Here is a 15,002-nt window from a genome sequence, read left to right as displayed (position 1 = left end):
GCCTTACGGCCCCTTGGCGTACAAGCCGTGAAGGAACAGGGTCAACGGAAGATGACCAGCGCGCCAGCCCGATCCGCCTAGGGTTTCTTGCCCCCGCTCTTGGCCTCTTCGGCCTTCTTGGCGTCGTCCGCCTTCTTCCAGGCGGCGTAGTCCTCCAGATAGGGCTGGCGGCGCAGGATCTTGGAGGCGGGGTCGACGATCACCGGCACGGCGTCGCCCACCTTGACGCGGCCGGTGTTGTCGCTCATCGGCGCGGTGACGATCTTGTCGCCGACCTTGACCTCGACCGGCATCGGGAAAGCCTTGCCCGAGGGCGTCTTCCAGCTCAGCACCAGGTCGTCGCCAACGCGCGCCTGGGTCAGTTCCGGCAGCTTGGCCTGGTAGAAATAGGCGTCGAAGAACCACTGGTAGTCCTTCCCCGTCACGTCGTTGACGATCGCGATGAAGTCCTTGGTCGTGGCGTAGCGCGGCGCGAAGTTGCCCGGCTTGGGATCGGGGCGGCCGTAGACGAGGATGCGCACGGCCTTGAAGAACGCCGCGTCGCCGATCGTGGCGCGCAGGGTGTGCATGACGTTGGAGCCCTTGGCGTAGATGTCGTTGGCCGGGCCGCTTTCGGCCTTGTAGACCTGATCCTCGGTCATCACCTTGCCGGAGACGATCGGGAACTGGTTCTTGCCGCTCACCCGCTGGGCGTTCAGGCGGGTCATGTATTCCATGTCGCCATGCAGCCATTGCGAGAACAGCGGCTGCATGTAGCTGCCCAGGCCCTCGTGGATCCACATGTCGTCCCAGTCGACATTGGTCACCTGGTTGCCGAACCACTCGTGCGACAGCTCGTGCTGGAACAGCCAGTCGTAGCCGTAGACATCCTTCCTGTACTCGTTGCCGTAGGCGTTCATGGTCTGGTGTTCCATGCCCAGGTGCGGCGTCTCGACGACGCCCAGTTTTTCCGAGCGGAACGGGTAGGGGCCGATCATCTGCTCGAAGAAGTCCAGCGTGGTCGGGAACTCGGCGAACAGGGCCCTGGCCTTGGCCGGATCGTCGCTCTTCAGGTACCAGTATTCGATCGGGAAGCTGTCGCCGAACCGGCTCTTGTAGGTGTCCTGCAGCTTGACGTAGGGGCCGACATTGACCGCGATGGCGTAGGTGTCGGGCTGCTTCTGGCGCCAGTGGAAGGTGCGCCAGCCGTCCTTTTCCGTGACGTCCACCAGCACGCCGCCGGCCGGGGCCGACAGCGGGGCGGGCACGGTGATGTAGAAGTCGACCAGCAGCGGCTCGCCGGTCGGGAAATCGATGCACGGCCAGAACAGGTCGCAGCCGTCGCCCTGCACGGCGCTGGCGATCCAGGGCTCGCCGGTCGGGGTCTTCTTCCAGACGAAGCCGCCGTCCCACGGCGCCTTCTCGGCCTCGTGCGGCTGGCCGGCGTAGCGGATCTGGACCACGGTCTTGGCCCCGGCGGCGATCGGGGCGGGCGGGGTGATGGTCAGCCGGCCTTCGGGATTGGTCCAGGCCGAGGCGGTCAGGGCCTTGCCGTCGACGATCAGGGCGCTGACCGCGAAGTTCTTGTCGAAGTCCAGGACGATGCGGGGCAGGGCGCTCTTGGCCGCCAGGGTCAGGGTGGCGTCGCCCTCGATGGCCTTGCGCTCGGGAAGGATCTTCAGCTTCAGGTCGACGTGCTCGATGGTCACCGCCGCTTCCTCGGCCGGCATCTGGCCGCCGGTGCCCAGGGTCAGGGCCGTGGTCGGCGCGGGCTTGGCGGCCTTCGCGGGCTTTGCGGCCTGGGCGGCGCCGGCCAGCGCCAGCAGCGAAACGGCGCACAGGGCCGCGGCTCGGCGGTGAAACTGGGTAGGCAAAGCGAAACTCCCCTCGCGACGCGATTTTCCGGCGCCATGGGTAAGCTCGGCCACGCACGTCGCCAAGCCGGAAGTTTCGGGGACGGATCTTCTGGCGTTACGGAGAACGCCGGTCAGATCTTTTCGCTGATCTTGATGGCGGCGCGGCAGCCGGCCCGGATCACCGCCGACAGCAGCGGATAGGCGGGCGCCTCCAGGGCGCCTTCGCCGATGGCGATGTCCTTGTGGTGCAGCTCGTCGTCGCGGAACTGGCTGAGTTCGGCCGCCAGGGCGGGATCGCGCGCCTCCAGTTCGGCGATCTGGCCGGCATAGTGCTGCTCGATCACAGTCTCCACCGCCTCGGTGCAGGCATGGGCGGCCTTCTCGCCCAGCAGGGCCGTGCCCGCGCCCAGGGCGAAGGCGGCGGCGCGCCAGACGGGCGACATCAGGGTGGGGCGCACCTGGCGCTCGCCCAGCAGTTCGTTGAAGCGGCTGAGGTGGACCTGCTCGTGGCCCTCCATCTCGCCCAGCTGGTCGGCGATCCGCTCGCGGCCGGGGGCCTGGCGCATCACCGCCTGCTGGCCGCGATAGATGTGCACCGCCGCCAGCTCGCCGGCCTGGTCGACCCGCAGGATCTCGGCCATCCGCGCCTTCTGGGCGCCTTGGCCGGGACGGGGAGGGACAGGCTGGCCCATCTCAGGCCGCCTTCCGGGCGCCGGCGAAGAACGAGGCGATCGCCAGCCCCAGCGAGATCACGGCGTTCCAGCCGGCCATCGACAGGCCCAGGAAGATCCACACGGCCTTGTCGCAGGACGGGGCGGCGATCTTGACGCCCTTCAGCATGGCCACCAGGTCGTCGGCCGAGGCCGCGCCGCCGGCCGCGCAGGCGGCGGGACCGGGCCACCACTTCCACTCGGCGCCGGCGTGATAGGCGGCCACGCCCGCGCCGTACAGGAAGCCCAGGCCGATCAGCAGGACCAGCGGCCGGCGCAGCTTGTCGGCCCAGGCGGTGCGGGTCAGCACCACGGTCACCAGGGCGACCGCGCCGATCACCCAGTAGACTTCGCGCTGCTTCAGGCACAGCAGGCACGGGGCCAGCTTGCCGAAGGTCTCGAAGGCGTGGGCCGCGCCCAGCATGACGGCGCAGGCGACCAGGGCCAGCAGCGGCCACTGGTCGGCGCCCCAGGCGATCGCCGGGCGGTTTGGGGCCAGGGCGCCGGTCGCGCCGACCTGGCCGGTGTTTTCGCCAGTGTCTTCAATCGTCATCCCGCGCACGCTCCGCCGCCGCTTCCCCCCAAGAAGTGGCTCGCCGTGACGCCGATGACAAGCAGGGCGATCAGGATGCCCGCGAACAGGGCCAGGCGCTTCTCGACCACAGGCATCATGGCCGGGCCGAACTTCTTGACCACCAGGGCCACCAGGAAGAAGCGGGCGGCGCGGGTGACGACGCAGGCGGCGATGAAGATCGGGAAGCTGAACTGCAACAGGCCGGAGGTGATGGTGACCAGCTTGAACGGGATGGGGGTGAAGCCCTTGGCGATGATCACCCACGAGCCCCAATGGCGATACCAGCACTCGGCGTCAGCCAGGGCGTTGGGCTTGCCCAGCACGGCCAGCAGTTTCTGGGCCGCGTCGTGGAAGAAGAAGCCGATGCCGTAGCCCAGGATCCCGCCCAGCACCGAGGCCAGGGTGCAGAGCGCGGCGTAGCGCCAGGCCTTGTCCGGCTTGGCCAGCACCATGGGAGCCAGCATGATGTCGGGCGGCACGGGAAAGAACGAACTCTCGGCGAACGAGATCGCGAACAGGCTGATCGGGGCATGGCGGGAGGCGGCCAGGCTCATGACCCAGTCGTAGAGGCGACGCAGCATGCGGACTCCGAAATGAGGACGCGCCGTAGCTAGCAGGCGGCCATGACGTTGTCGCGGCGCTTGATGCGATCGCGCGCAATCCTATTGGAATTGCCGGCCCGGGTGGCTATCACGCCCGTTCGATGGCTCGCGCCGTCCCAAATTCTTCGAAAGACCCTCCCATGAGCGATACGCCCCCCGACCGCCTCGCATCCAACCCCTCCAGCCCGCACTACGACGCCGACATCCTCGAGCGCGGCGTGGGCATCGTGTTCAACGGCGTGGAAAAGACCAATGTCGACGAATACTGCGTCAGCGAGGGCTGGATCCGCGTCACCGCCGGCAAGGCCGTCGACCGCAAGGGCAACCCGATGACCATCAAGCTCCAGGGCGTCGTCGCGCCGTACTGGCGCAACGACAACGTCGAGGGCTGAGACCGATGGCCCCGCGCCGCCTGATCGACCTGCCCGGCTTCGCCGACCTGGAGACCCGGGCGCTGATGAAGCCGTCGTTCGCCGATCCGGAGGCGCGGACCCAGTTTCCGGAGATCGACCAGCTGGCGCGCGACACCTTCGGGCTGACGGCCGATGAGGCGGCGCTGATTCCCGATCCGCCGGGCTGGGACGGCGTCGACGTCAAGTCGATGCGCGAGCAGGCCGAGGCGTTCGAGCGGGAGGGTTGGGACGTCACCGACGACAAGCGCCGGCCGCTGCGGATCCTGGGCCACTTCAGCCACCCGCTGTGGCTGGCCCTGCGCGGCGTGGCCGGCCACCTGCCGTTCGAGCCCGAGCCGGAGGACTTCGATCCGTCGACCTCGTCCCTGGCGGCCGAGGCGGCGAAGTTCCGGCGGGACAAGCGGTAGAGGTGGTGCGTCCTTCGAGGCCCGCCCTCCTTAGCAAGAATGGGGCGGGCGCCTCAGGATGAGGAATTCAGTGCAAGGACGTCCTCATCCTGAGGTGCGAGTCGCAGGCGAGCCTCGAAGGACGCACGGCGCTAGCGCTTCTTGCCCAGCTCGGCGCCGATGTCCTTGATCGAATTGCCGACCTTGCGGTGGGCGGCGACCAGCTGGTCCTTGGTCACGCCCCAGCGCTTCATCCAGTATTCGACCTGATGGCGTTCACGCGGATCCAGGCGATCCTCGTCGCGGAAGTCCCGCTTGCCCTTGGGAGCACCCATCGTCGCCTCCTTCGTCCTCTTGCGGGCCTATCGCGCGCGGCGGACGTTGTCGAGGCGGCGACTGACCTTGGAAAGACCCCAATGAGCGATCCCGACCTCGAAGCCATGGCCCAGGACGAGCTGGCGCGCGCCATGACCCTGACCTGGCGCGACCTGAACAAGGTGATTCCCTGGGGCGACACCTTCGAGGGCGTTTCGCCGGCCGGGCGCAATGTCGAGGTCGAACGCAATTATCTTTGGTCCGACCAGCCCGGTGGCGACATCCTGTGCGAGGTGGCCGTCTACGGCGGCCCCAGCCGCTACGACCAGGGCGCCCGGGCCCGCGGCGTCATTTCCCGCTGACCCGCATAACCCGGTCGCGCGAAGGACCGAAGGTTCTTGACGCTCGCAACAATTCTCGCCAAGTCCGCATGGGTGTTGTGGAATTTTCCGATTTCTGGAGCCGGGGCGCTTGTCTCATCGAACCTCGACGCCGCCGGGCGGCGCTGACCAGGACCGGGCCTTGCCGGCGGCGCCCCTTCGCTGGGCGTCCGGGAGGCCGGATGCACAACCACCAGGCGAAACGCCCGCTTTCCTTCCTTCAGGCTTGGCCATGATTGAGCGGAGCAGACGCGCCGCGCCAGATCGGGCCTTGTCGACGCGAGCGACCGCCAGAGTCGCGGGCGTATGGAGGACGAAAGGAAGGCCATGGCCGCGACGGTCTCACTCATGACTCAGATTCCCCCCGAAGGCGCCCCCGAGCACGTCTCGCTGGCCGACTATCTGCCCTATCAGCTGGTCGTCGCCGCCAATGCGGTGACCCGACTGGTCTCCCGCGCTTACGAGGACCGGTTCGGCCTCAGCATCCCGCAATGGCGGCTGATGTCGGTGCTGGCCGAAGGCCCGCTGACCCAGCAGGCCGCCGTCGTCCGCACCGCCATGGACAAGGTGCGGGTCAGCCGCGCCGCCCAGGACCTGGTCGAGCGCCGCCTGGCCGTGCGGCTGAGCAACCGGGTCGACCGGCGCTCGCACAGCCTGGAGCTGACCGCCGCCGGCCGCCGCCTGTTCGCCGAGATCGTGCCCCTGGCCCGCGCCTACGAGGCCGCGCTGCTGGCCGGCCTGGCGCCCAGCGAGGTGGCGACGCTCAAGCGCCTGCTGGGCCAGCTGGAGTCCGCCGCCGGCACGCTCTACGGGGCCGACACCGCGCCGGGGTCCTGACGCGGCGAAGACGGCGCATCGCGAAGACGGACGGTCGATCAAGGCGAAACCGACGCTGGAACTTCCCGCGGGCCTTTGCTAGACAACCCCTCCTTCGCCGACCTTGCGTCGCCGCGAAGCGCGGGCGTGGTGAAACTGGTAGACGCGCCGGACTCAAAATCCGGTTCCGAAAGGAGTGTCGGTTCGACCCCGACCGCCCGCACCAACTCTTCCGATCAACTCTCGGGCGGCCTCGCGGCTGGTGTATCCTTGCGCCGGCGTCGCGACGGCAGCCGGGTGCTGATGGCGAGCGCCACCGTCGCCACGCCCAGCAGGGCCAAGGTCGCCCAGTCCACCGCCGTCGCCGCCGCGCCCAGCGGCGCCTTCAGCGACCGCCCGGCGCGTGACGGCGCTCGGCGAGGCGTTTCGGCCATGGCTGCTTCTTCCTCTTCGTGTTCGTGCTGCTGAGCGCGCATCGGCTTTTCCGGTTCCGCCATGCCGAGGGCTGGGCGTCCGGGCGACCTGGTCCTTGCGACACAGTCCGGGGGGCCTTCTCTGATCGAGACCTCGGCAAGCGCGCCATGCCTGAAGCGCTCGCCGAACACCTGATCGAACGAGACCACCGATTCCGGACGCAATGGGATCCATTGGCTGGAGCATTCGTCGGACCAGAGGTTGGACCACCAGACGTATGGCCGGTGAAGCCCGGCGGGAACCAGGGCTTCCAGCCGCCGTGCCGGCGCCGATTTGTCCGGTCAGGGACTCAAGAACTTTGAGAATTCGAAAGCCTTAAGGTCGTTGACGATCCTGAATCGAAACCCTGTGACTGAATTGGATGGATCTAGATTTTGACTCCGGAATCTGAAACTGAGGTTCCCGTGGGGTATGGAGCCACGATTACGGCGCTTCGCGGAGAGCCCAGGTTTGAATCTTGGCCGCGCGCTTGAAAGACTATCGGCATTTCCTAGAAATTCGGCGATGGCGCTTTCTGAAGACAACAAAGTCGTATTTAAGATCGCCCACCTCAATATGGCGCGGCAGCCAGGACGCCAGGACCAGCCTCAGGGATTCGAGATGAACACCAAACGCATAGTGCAGCTCCTGTTGGGCGTCTTCCTGGCCGCCGCCGCCTGCGGCGATAGCTGGGCTCAAAAGGCTGAAGGTCTGGCCAGCACCCCGCAGATGGGCTGGAACAGCTGGAACAAATTCGCCTGCAATATCGACGAGCACCTGATCCGCGAGACCGCCGACGCCATGGTCGCGACGGGCTTGAAGGACGCCGGCTTCCAATACGTGAACATCGACGATTGCTGGCACGGCGAGCGCGACGCCGACGGCGACATTCAGCCCGACCCCAAGCGCTTCCCATCCGGCATCAAGGCGCTGGCGGACTATGTGCATGGCAAAGGACTCAAGCTGGGCATCTACTCGGACGCCGGCGCGACCACCTGCGGCGGCCATCCCGGCAGCCGCGGCCACGAGTATCAGGATGCGCGGACCTATGCGCGCTGGGGCATCGATTACGTCAAGTATGACTGGTGCGACGCCCAGACCCTGAACGCCGAAGCGGCCTACACCACGATGCGCGACGCGATCGCCAAGTCGGGCCGTCCGATGCTGTTCAGCCTATGCGAATGGGGCATCAACAGGCCGTGGGAGTGGGCCGGCCAGGTCGGCCATTCGTGGCGCACCACGCCCGACATCTACAATTGCTTCGACTGCGAATTCAGCCCCGGTTTCTCCACGGGTCTGGGCGTGCTGCCCATCCTCGACAGGCAGGCAGGCCTGCGCAAGTTCGCGGGGCCCGGCCACTGGAACGATATGGACATGCTCGAAGTGGGCAACGGCATGACCGAGGATGAAGACCGCGCCCATCTGTCGATCTGGGCCATGATGGCCTCGCCCTTGATCCTGGGCAACGACCTGCGGTCCATGTCCGAGTCGACCCGCCGCATCCTGACCAACCCCGGCGTGATCGCGGTGAGCCAGGACAAGCTGGGCGTGGAGGCGCTGCGCGTCCTGGTCGACGGTCCGCTGGAGGTCTACGCCAAGCCGCTCGACGGCGGGGAATGGGCGCTGATGTTCCTGAACCGCTCCAACCAGGCTCTCGACGTTCGCCATGACTGGAAGAAGCAAATCCTGACCGATGACCTGAGCAAGCGGTCGGTCGACTTCAAGCAGAACGTCTACGGCTGGTCCGACCTGTGGAGCAAGAAGACCGGCGACACCAGCACCACGCTGCAAGCCCGGCTGGCGCCGCACAGCGTGCTGATGTTGCGCCTGACCGGCCCCGCGAAAACATAGGGGGCGCCCGGCCGCGCGGGCGCAAGGAGTCGCCGCCAGGGCGCGGAGGGTTGCGCCTCAGTGCGCCGGGTCGAAGTCGGCCTTTTCCGAGCGGACATAGGCCTCCCAGCTAACCCGGTCGTGGAAGTCCAGGCCTTTGTCCCAGGCCGCGCCCATGTAGTAGACGAACGGCTTGCCGGGCTCGACCCTGACCAGGACCAGGTAGTTGTCGGCGTCCTGGCGCACCTCGACCAGGGCCTTGGGATCCACCATCAGGGCGATGGCCATCGTGCCCTTCACCGGATCGGTCGGCTCCCAATAGGAGACGCGGCCGGCCCCGAGGTCCTGGGTGAACACCCCGCCCGCGCCGCCGTGGGCAGGCTTGCGCTTGCTGATGCCGATGCCGACGATCAGCGGGCCGGGCTTGTCGGAGCTGATCGTCGAGACCATCCGCGTGAAGTTGGTGCCCAGCGGCAGGGTGAAGGTGCGGGTCTCCCAGACCTTGCGGTCCACGTCGACTGGCCAGGGGGCGTAGTCGACCTTGAACTGGGCGACGTCGCCGCCGGTCTTGAGGATCTGGTAGGACTTCCAGTTGCGCGAGGTCCACAGCTTGTTGTCCTGCCACACGCCCAGGCCGCCGGCCCCGCGGAAGGTGTTGACGTCGTAGAAGTCCAGGCCCTCGCCATGGAACGAATGCTGGTCGCCGGTGCGCAGCTGGCGGTCCATGAACGGCCAGCGGACGGACTTGCCCCAGGCGTCGATGCCCGAGGTCGAGGGCGGTTCGGCCACCTCCAGCGCCGGGCCGTAGATGCGGTGGGCCGTGCGGTCGTTCTCCCACAGGATGTCGTCGTAGCGGTAGTCGGCATAGACCACGACGGCGCGCGGCTTCTGGCCCTCGGCGTCGGGCCTGGGCAGCGGCTTGACGATCGGCGGCATCCTCGGCGGGGCCTGGGCTAAAGCCAGGGCGGGCGCGGCGAGGGCGGCGGCCAGGGCGAGGTGAAGCAGGGGCTTGGTCATCGGGCGGACCTCGTGACGACGGGAAGGGGTCAGATCTGGGTGCGGCGGGCCAGTTCGCGGCGCTGTTCGGCCATCTTCTGGCGGGTCTGTTGCAGGGCGTCGAGTTCGGCTACGGCCAGCAGGTTCTCGATCACCTGGGCCAGGTGGGCGTGGAGCGCCTGGCGGGCGGCCCTGGGGTCGCGCCGGCGCAGGGCGGCGACGATCCGTCGGTGCGCCTCGACGGCGTCGCCGCCGCGGTGGGCGCGGGCTCGCCGCAGCATGGCCACGCAGGCCGGCGACTGCTGGCGCAGGGCCCATAGGTCCTCGACCCCGGCCTCGATGGCGGCGTTGCCGGTGGCGCGGGCGATGGCCAGGTGAAAGGCCTGCTCCAGCCGCTCGATCTCGTCGGGGGCGAAGCTGCGGGCCATCTGGTCGACGAGTTGTTCCAGCAGGGCCAGGCTCTCGTCGGTGGCGGTGGCGGCCGACAGGGCGCAGGCCTCGCCCTCGAACAGCCGCCGCGCTTCGGTCAGCTCCAGGGCGCCGACCTCGACCTCGGCCGGATCCTCCGCCCCCGGCGCCGCCAGCGCGTTGACATAGACCCCCGAGCCCTGGCGCGCCTCGACCAGGCCCTGGAACTCCAGGGCGATCATGGCGTCGCGGACGGTCGGCCGGCTTACGCCGAAGTCGTCGGCCAGTTCGCGCTCGGACGGCAGCTTGTCGCCGGGGCCGTAGCGGCCGTCGTTGATGGCCGTGGCGATCGCCCGGGCGATCTGCTGGTAGAGCTTCTGGGGATCGGAGGCGCCAGTGGTCATGTCGGTCATCCTAACCAGCGGGGGCGGCGGGGCAACAGCGTCACCGTTTCGGCGCGGCGGGCAGCCTCGACACCTCGCCGGCGGCCGGCAGGAAGGCGCCACTGGCCTAGCCAATTTTTTGCGCCACGCGGCGAGAGGGGCGTGCCGCCGGAGGGATCGTCTGTGCTATTGCCGCGCTCATCCTGGCGACCTTTCGCCCGAACGAGTGCGACCCGAATGTCCGACGCCGCCGACCTCGCCCCCGCCGACCCGACGCCGCCGGAGGCCCCGCCCGCGCCGCGGGCCAAGCCGCCGGTCTGGAAGCGCCGGCCCTGGCTGATCGGCGGCGCGGCGGCGGTGGTGCTGGCCGTGATCGCCTTCGTCGCCTCGCTGCTGTGGTCCCTGCCGCTGGGCCGGGCGCTGGAGCCCCTGGCCAACCCCACCCTGGTGATCGTGGCCGCCGACGGCTCGCCGATCGCTCGTCGAGGCTCCTACAAGGAAGCGCCGGTCGATGTGGCCAAGCTGCCCGCCTACGTGCCGGGCGCCTTCATCGCCATCGAGGACCGGCGGTTCTACAAGCACATCGGCGTGGACCCCAAGGCGATCCTGCGGGCCGTGGGCGCCAACGCCAAGGCGGGCGGGGTGTCCGAGGGCGGCTCGACCATCACCCAGCAACTGGCCAAGCACGCCTTCCTTTCCAACAAGCGCACCTTCCGCCGCAAGATCCAGGAGGTGCTGATCGCCCTCTACCTGGACGCCCGGCTGTCCAAGGACGAGATCCTGTCGCGCTACCTGTCGTCGGTCTATTTCGGCGACGGCACGTTCGGCCTGGGCGCGGCCGCCCGGCACTATTTCGACAAGACGCCGCAGCAATTGTCGGTGGGCGAGGCGGCGATGCTGGCGGGCCTGGTCAAGGCCCCGTCCCGCTGGGCCCCGACCGAGAACTTCGACGGCGCCAAGACGCGGATGAAGACCGTGCTGGGCGCCATGGTCGACACCGGGGTGATCACGAAGGTCCAGGCCGACCGCGCGGTCCAGCAGGTCCATGTCCAGACGGGCCGGCCCAAGCTGCCGGTCGGCTCCTACTTCGCCGACTGGGTGTTCCCCCAGGCCAAGGCGGTGTTCGAGAACACCTATGGCGAGACGGTGGTGCGCACCACCCTGGACCCCAAGCTGCAGGCCCAGGCCGAGAAGATCCTCGACCAGGCGATCGCCCGCGACGGCAAGGCGCTGAACGTCACCCAGGGGGCCATCGTGGCCATGCGCACCGACGGCCGGATCGTGGCCATGGTCGGCGGCCGCGACTACAAGCTCAGCCAGTTCAACCGCGCCGACGCCCAGCGCCCGCCGGGCTCGGCCTTCAAGCTGTTCGTCTACCTGGCGGCGATCCGCCAGGGCATGACCCCGACCAGCCCGATCCTCGACGCGCCGGTCCAGGTCAGCGGCTGGACGCCCAAGAACCACGAGGGCAAGTACGCCGGGCGCGAGGTGCCGCTGATCACCGCCTTCGCCGCCTCGTCCAACGTGGCGGCCGTGCGCCTGGCCCACGACATCGGCCGCGACGCGATCGTGCGCACCGCCCGCGACCTGGGCGTCACCGACCCGATCCCCAACGACCTGACCCTGGCCCTGGGCACCGGCCCGATGAGCCTGGTGCGGCTGACGGCGGCCTATGCGGCGATCGACGCCGGCGAGGCGCCGGTGGTCCCTCACGGCCTGGCCGACTGGAAGAAGCCCGCCGGCGTCAAGCCGCTGGGCAAGACGGAACTGGCCGGCATGCGCGACCTGCTGCGCTCGGCCACCCAGCGCGGCACCGGCATCGAGGCGGCGATCCCCGGCGCCTTCGGCAAGACCGGCACCAGCCAGGATTACCGCGACGCCCTGTTCGTCGGCTATGTCGGCGACCTGGTGATCGGCGTCTGGGTCGGCAACGACGACAACAGCGCGATGAACGGGGTGGTCGGCGGCGGCCTGCCGGCCAAGATCTGGAAGAGCGTCGCCACCTACGCCGTGAACCGCGACGCGCCCCGGGTCGCCGAGCCCGAGGGCGACGACGCCGTCTCGGCGGCCGAGGACCCGACACTGCTGAACCCGGACGGCACGCTGGCCGAGGGCGCGGTTCCGCCGGAGGGCGAGGTCCCGCCGCCGGCCGACGGCGCGGCGCCCGCGTCCGACGCCCCGCCCGCCGCTCCGGCCGCCCCCGTCATCGCGGTCCCCGCCGCGCCGGGGGCCCCGGCGGCGGATCGGCCGGCGGGCTAAGCCACAACAGGTTGTCATCCCGGAAGCCTCGCAGAGGCTGTCCGGGATGACAACGAAGGGGGTGGTTTCGGTACGTGCGCGCCTATTTCGCCGCGCTGGCGGCCCGCAGCGCGATCTCCTCGCGCTTGCTGGCCAGGCGCTCGCGGGTCTGTTCCATCGCCTCCAGCTCGGCGGTCAGCAGCAGGTTCTCGATCAGCCCGCCCAGGTGGGTCTGCATGGCGGCGCGGGCGGCCTTGGGGTCGCGGGTGCGCAGGGACTCGATGATGTCCTGGTGCTCGTCGTTCAGCGGCCGCTTGCGTACGTGCCGGGCCTTTTCCAGCATCTGCATGCACAGGCGCGACTTGTAGCGCAGGTCCCAGGTGTTCTCGACCACGCGGACGATGGCGCTGTTGCGGGTGGCCTGGGCGATGGTGATGTGGAACTGGCGGTCGGCCAGCTCGGACTGTTCCTTGGTCGACTTGTCGCTGTTCATCTCGGCGACCAGGGTCTCCAGATAGGCCAGCTCCTCGTCGGTGATCAGGGTGGCGGCCAGGGCGGCGGCCTCGCCCTCGAACAGGCGGCGGGCTTCGGCCTGGTCGAAGGCCCCGATGTCCAGGTCGCGCGGCGGTGGGGCCGGCTGACCCCCGGCGCGGACATAGACGCCCGAGCCCTGCCGGGCCTCCAGCAGGCCGCGCATCTCCAGGGCGATCACCGCGCGGCGGATGGTGGGGCGGCTGACCCCGAACGCCTCGGCCAGGTCGCGTTCGGAGGCCAGGCGCTGGCCTGGCTGGTGACGGCCGTCGGCGATGGCCTGGCCGATGTCCGCGGCCACGCGCTGGTAGAGGCGCAGGGGATTGGCGGCCGCCGTCGTCGTCATTTTCGTCTTCAACCCTCTCGACGGCGCTATCCTAAGCGGCGACGCGGCGGAAGCGAAGACCTCGTCCTTCGACAAGCTCAGGATGAGGTCTTACTGCGCGGCCTGTGAAATGGTCCTCATCCTGAGCTTGTCGAAGGACGAGGACCAAGCACGGCGCTGAACGCGATAATCTCAGTCCGCCGGGGGCGGGGCGCCGCCGCCGCTCATCGCCTTGTTGGTCAGCCAGATGCAGGGGATCAGCAGCACCGTCAGCCAGGCCGAGGCGCGGAAAAAGTCGACCGTGGCCAGCAGATAGGCCTGGTTGACGACCTGGTTGGTCACCGCCCCGACCGCCTGGGCGTGGCTCAGTCCCACCGCCTGCAGACGCTCCACCGCCTGCAGCCAGGCCGGGTCGGTGGCGCCCATGGTCTCGGCCAGCCGGGTCTGGTGCAGCGACTCGCTGCGGTCCCAGACCGTGGTGGTCAGGGAGGCGGCGAAGCTGCCGGCGGTGATCCGCGAGAAGTTCGACAGGCCCGAGGCCGACGGCAATTGCTGGGGCGGCACGCCGTTCAGCGAAATGGTGACCATCGAGATGAAGAAGGTGCTCATCGCCACCCCCTGCACCAGCATCGGCCAGACCAGGGCCTTGAAGTCGACGTCGGGGGTGAACTCCGAGCGCATGAAGAACGACAGGGCGAAGGCGACCATCGACAGGCTGGCGGTCCAGCGGGCGTCGACCCTCTGCATCAGCCGGGCCGCGAACGGGGTCAGGACCACGGCGACCACCCCGCTGGGCGCGGCCACCAGCCCGGCCCAGGTGGCGATGTAGCCCATCCGGGTCTGCAGCCACAGCGGCTGCAACAGGTTGCTGCCGAAGAACACCGCATAGCCCAGGCACAGGGCCACTGTGCCCAGGGCGAAGTTGCGCGACTTGAACAGCGACAAATCGACGATCGGGTGCTTGTCGTTCAGTTCCCAGATCACCCAGGCCGCGAAGCCGACCACCGCCACCACCGCCTCGACGACGATGGCCGTGGAGTTGAACCAGTCGACGTCCTTGCCGGTGTCGAGCATCACCTGCAGCGCGCCCACCCAGACCAGCAGCAGCATGAAGCCGGTGGTGTCGATCGGCGCCTTGCGGGTCGGGGTCTCGCGCGAGGCCATGCCGCGCCAGCACAGGAAGGCGCAGATCAGGCCGACCGGCACGTTGATCAGGAAGATCCACGGCCAGGCCAGGTTGTCGGAGATGTAGCCGCCCAGGATCGGGCCGCAAATCGGCGCCACCAGGGTGGTCATCGACCAGATGGCCAGGGCGGTGCCGCGCTTGTTGGGCGGGAAGATCATGATCAGCAGGGCCTGGGAGCCGGGGATCATCGGGCCCGAGACCAGGCCCTGCAGCACCCGGAAGCCGATCAGCGACGGCAGGTTCCAGGAGATCCCGCACAGGAACGAGGCCAGGGTGAACAGCAGCACCGAGACGATGAAGGTCTTGACCACGCCGTAGCGGCCCATCAGCCAGCCGGTCAGCGGCACCGACACGCCGTTGGCCACGGCGAACGAGGTGATCACCCAGGTGCCCTGGTTGGAACTGACCCCCAGATTGCCGGCGATGGTCGGGATCGAGACGTTGGCGATGGTGCTGTCGAGCACCTGCATGAAGGTGCCCAGCGCCAGGGCGATCGAGGTGACGCCCAGCAGCATGCCGGTCATCGGCGCCGGGCCGGCCGGCTGGGCCGGCGCGGCGGGCGCTGCGGGGGAGGAGTCCGGGTCGGCCATGCGACGCTTCCTTGCGGGGGCTTACGGGCGC

General features: G+C 68.9%; 16 protein-coding genes and 1 tRNA gene. 7 read left to right on the top strand and 10 right to left on the bottom strand.

Annotation, left to right across the window (positions count from 1 at the left end; translation table 11 throughout):
* Positions 1-77 precede the first annotated feature (77 nt).
* The 4 genes from ACSQ2G_RS17895 to ACSQ2G_RS17880 form a co-directional block, all read right to left on the bottom strand.
* Positions 78-1,853 (bottom strand): M1 family metallopeptidase, encoded by a 1,776-nt coding sequence (locus tag ACSQ2G_RS17895; protein ID WP_436033166.1) that lies wholly within the window; start codon positions 1,851-1,853, stop codon positions 78-80.
* Positions 1,854-1,966: 113 nt separating this feature from the next.
* Positions 1,967-2,527 (bottom strand): demethoxyubiquinone hydroxylase family protein, encoded by a 561-nt coding sequence (locus ACSQ2G_RS17890; RefSeq protein ID WP_436033164.1) that lies wholly within the window; start codon positions 2,525-2,527, stop codon positions 1,967-1,969.
* Position 2,528: 1 nt separating this feature from the next.
* The gene (locus ACSQ2G_RS17885) at positions 2,529-3,098 is read right to left on the bottom strand and encodes a disulfide bond formation protein B (protein WP_436033162.1); all 570 of its coding nucleotides are present in this window, start codon (positions 3,096-3,098) and stop codon (positions 2,529-2,531) included.
* Complete coding sequence (locus ACSQ2G_RS17880; RefSeq protein WP_436033160.1) at positions 3,095-3,700, bottom strand: YqaA family protein; 606 nt, start codon at positions 3,698-3,700, stop codon at positions 3,095-3,097. Before ACSQ2G_RS17880 ends, ACSQ2G_RS17885 begins: the two co-directional genes overlap by 4 nt.
* A gap of 161 nt (positions 3,701-3,861) precedes the next feature.
* Here ACSQ2G_RS17880 and ACSQ2G_RS17875 point away from each other — a divergent pair, with 161 nt between their 5' ends.
* Both ACSQ2G_RS17875 and ACSQ2G_RS17870 read left to right on the top strand, forming a co-directional pair.
* Positions 3,862-4,113 (top strand): DUF3297 family protein, encoded by a 252-nt coding sequence (locus ACSQ2G_RS17875; protein WP_056752306.1) that lies wholly within the window; start codon positions 3,862-3,864, stop codon positions 4,111-4,113.
* 5 nt (positions 4,114-4,118) lie between these two features.
* Positions 4,119-4,541, top strand: coding sequence for a hypothetical protein (locus ACSQ2G_RS17870; RefSeq protein WP_436033158.1), 423 nt, complete (start codon positions 4,119-4,121; stop codon positions 4,539-4,541).
* 131 nt (positions 4,542-4,672) lie between these two features.
* Here ACSQ2G_RS17870 and ACSQ2G_RS17865 read toward each other — a convergent pair whose 3' ends face one another.
* The gene (locus ACSQ2G_RS17865; RefSeq protein WP_018112967.1) at positions 4,673-4,855 is read right to left on the bottom strand and encodes a DUF3606 domain-containing protein; all 183 of its coding nucleotides are present in this window, start codon (positions 4,853-4,855) and stop codon (positions 4,673-4,675) included.
* 105 nt (positions 4,856-4,960) lie between these two features.
* On the opposite strand from ACSQ2G_RS17865, the gene ACSQ2G_RS17860 reads away from it, so the two are divergent.
* The 3 genes from ACSQ2G_RS17860 (at position 4,961) to ACSQ2G_RS17850 (ending at position 6,257) form a co-directional block, all read left to right on the top strand.
* A complete protein-coding gene (locus ACSQ2G_RS17860) occupies positions 4,961-5,197 on the top strand; it encodes a hypothetical protein (protein WP_436033742.1) in 237 nt (78 codons plus the stop codon).
* A 345-nt stretch (positions 5,198-5,542) separates the two neighbouring features.
* Complete coding sequence (locus tag ACSQ2G_RS17855) at positions 5,543-6,052, top strand: MarR family winged helix-turn-helix transcriptional regulator (RefSeq protein ID WP_028039520.1); 510 nt, start codon at positions 5,543-5,545, stop codon at positions 6,050-6,052.
* A 120-nt stretch (positions 6,053-6,172) separates the two neighbouring features.
* A tRNA-Leu gene (locus ACSQ2G_RS17850) sits at positions 6,173-6,257 on the top strand.
* A 10-nt stretch (positions 6,258-6,267) separates the two neighbouring features.
* On the opposite strand, the gene ACSQ2G_RS17845 is transcribed toward ACSQ2G_RS17850, so the two are convergent.
* Entirely contained in the window at positions 6,268-6,465 is a 198-nt protein-coding gene (locus ACSQ2G_RS17845; protein ID WP_436033155.1) for a hypothetical protein, read from the bottom strand.
* 640 nt (positions 6,466-7,105) lie between these two features.
* Between ACSQ2G_RS17845 and ACSQ2G_RS17840 the strand changes: the two genes are divergently transcribed.
* The gene (locus tag ACSQ2G_RS17840) at positions 7,106-8,335 is read left to right on the top strand and encodes a glycoside hydrolase family 27 protein (RefSeq protein WP_436033153.1); all 1,230 of its coding nucleotides are present in this window, start codon (positions 7,106-7,108) and stop codon (positions 8,333-8,335) included.
* 57 nt (positions 8,336-8,392) lie between these two features.
* Here ACSQ2G_RS17840 and ACSQ2G_RS17835 read toward each other — a convergent pair whose 3' ends face one another.
* Both ACSQ2G_RS17835 and ACSQ2G_RS17830 read right to left on the bottom strand, forming a co-directional pair.
* Positions 8,393-9,331, bottom strand: a complete 939-nt coding sequence (locus tag ACSQ2G_RS17835; protein ID WP_436033151.1) for a DUF4861 family protein — start codon at positions 9,329-9,331, stop codon at positions 8,393-8,395.
* 29 nt (positions 9,332-9,360) lie between these two features.
* Entirely contained in the window at positions 9,361-10,122 is a 762-nt protein-coding gene (locus ACSQ2G_RS17830) for a FadR/GntR family transcriptional regulator (RefSeq protein ID WP_436033149.1), read from the bottom strand.
* Positions 10,123-10,338: 216 nt separating this feature from the next.
* Between ACSQ2G_RS17830 and ACSQ2G_RS17825 the strand changes: the two genes are divergently transcribed.
* Positions 10,339-12,360 carry a transglycosylase domain-containing protein gene (locus tag ACSQ2G_RS17825; RefSeq protein ID WP_436033147.1) on the top strand — a complete coding sequence of 674 codons (2,022 nt, stop codon included), beginning with the start codon at positions 10,339-10,341 and terminating at the stop codon, positions 12,358-12,360.
* Between the two features lie 82 nt (positions 12,361-12,442).
* On the opposite strand, the gene ACSQ2G_RS17820 is transcribed toward ACSQ2G_RS17825, so the two are convergent.
* Both ACSQ2G_RS17820 and ACSQ2G_RS17815 read right to left on the bottom strand, forming a co-directional pair.
* Positions 12,443-13,216 carry a FadR/GntR family transcriptional regulator gene (locus ACSQ2G_RS17820; RefSeq protein ID WP_310082602.1) on the bottom strand — a complete coding sequence of 258 codons (774 nt, stop codon included), beginning with the start codon at positions 13,214-13,216 and terminating at the stop codon, positions 12,443-12,445.
* A 171-nt stretch (positions 13,217-13,387) separates the two neighbouring features.
* On the bottom strand, positions 13,388-14,971 hold the full coding sequence (locus ACSQ2G_RS17815; protein WP_436033145.1) for a DHA2 family efflux MFS transporter permease subunit: 1,584 nt from the start codon (positions 14,969-14,971) through the stop codon (positions 13,388-13,390).
* Positions 14,972-15,002: the final 31 nt, after the last annotated feature.

It is taken from the genome of Caulobacter sp. LjRoot300, assembly GCF_964253875.1.
Classification (GTDB): Bacteria; Pseudomonadota; Alphaproteobacteria; order Caulobacterales; family Caulobacteraceae; genus Caulobacter.
Note: the sequence above shows the minus strand (reverse complement) of the source record. Positions and strands in the feature narration are given on the sequence as shown.

What these genes read in the sequence shown, in the direction of transcription:
- ACSQ2G_RS17890 (WP_436033164.1), bottom strand. Translation starts at nt 2,527, where the DNA reads ATGGGCCAGCCTGTCCCTCCCCGTCCCGGCCAAGGCGCCCAGAAGGCG.
- ACSQ2G_RS17885 (WP_436033162.1), bottom strand. Translation starts at nt 3,098, where the DNA reads ATGACGATTGAAGACACTGGCGAAAACACCGGCCAGGTCGGCGCGACC.
- ACSQ2G_RS17880 (WP_436033160.1), bottom strand. Translation starts at nt 3,700, where the DNA reads ATGCTGCGTCGCCTCTACGACTGGGTCATGAGCCTGGCCGCCTCCCGC.
- ACSQ2G_RS17875 (WP_056752306.1), top strand. Translation starts at nt 3,862, where the DNA reads ATGAGCGATACGCCCCCCGACCGCCTCGCATCCAACCCCTCCAGCCCG.
- ACSQ2G_RS17870 (WP_436033158.1), top strand. Translation starts at nt 4,119, where the DNA reads ATGGCCCCGCGCCGCCTGATCGACCTGCCCGGCTTCGCCGACCTGGAG.
- ACSQ2G_RS17865 (WP_018112967.1), bottom strand. Translation starts at nt 4,855, where the DNA reads ATGGGTGCTCCCAAGGGCAAGCGGGACTTCCGCGACGAGGATCGCCTG.
- ACSQ2G_RS17860 (WP_436033742.1), top strand. Translation starts at nt 4,961, where the DNA reads ATGGCCCAGGACGAGCTGGCGCGCGCCATGACCCTGACCTGGCGCGAC.
- ACSQ2G_RS17855 (WP_028039520.1), top strand. Translation starts at nt 5,543, where the DNA reads ATGGCCGCGACGGTCTCACTCATGACTCAGATTCCCCCCGAAGGCGCC.
- ACSQ2G_RS17845 (WP_436033155.1), bottom strand. Translation starts at nt 6,465, where the DNA reads ATGGCCGAAACGCCTCGCCGAGCGCCGTCACGCGCCGGGCGGTCGCTG.
- ACSQ2G_RS17840 (WP_436033153.1), top strand. Translation starts at nt 7,106, where the DNA reads ATGAACACCAAACGCATAGTGCAGCTCCTGTTGGGCGTCTTCCTGGCC.
- ACSQ2G_RS17835 (WP_436033151.1), bottom strand. Translation starts at nt 9,331, where the DNA reads ATGACCAAGCCCCTGCTTCACCTCGCCCTGGCCGCCGCCCTCGCCGCG.
- ACSQ2G_RS17830 (WP_436033149.1), bottom strand. Translation starts at nt 10,122, where the DNA reads ATGACCACTGGCGCCTCCGATCCCCAGAAGCTCTACCAGCAGATCGCC.
- ACSQ2G_RS17825 (WP_436033147.1), top strand. Translation starts at nt 10,339, where the DNA reads ATGTCCGACGCCGCCGACCTCGCCCCCGCCGACCCGACGCCGCCGGAG.
- ACSQ2G_RS17820 (WP_310082602.1), bottom strand. Translation starts at nt 13,216, where the DNA reads ATGACGACGACGGCGGCCGCCAATCCCCTGCGCCTCTACCAGCGCGTG.
- ACSQ2G_RS17815 (WP_436033145.1), bottom strand. Translation starts at nt 14,971, where the DNA reads ATGGCCGACCCGGACTCCTCCCCCGCAGCGCCCGCCGCGCCGGCCCAG.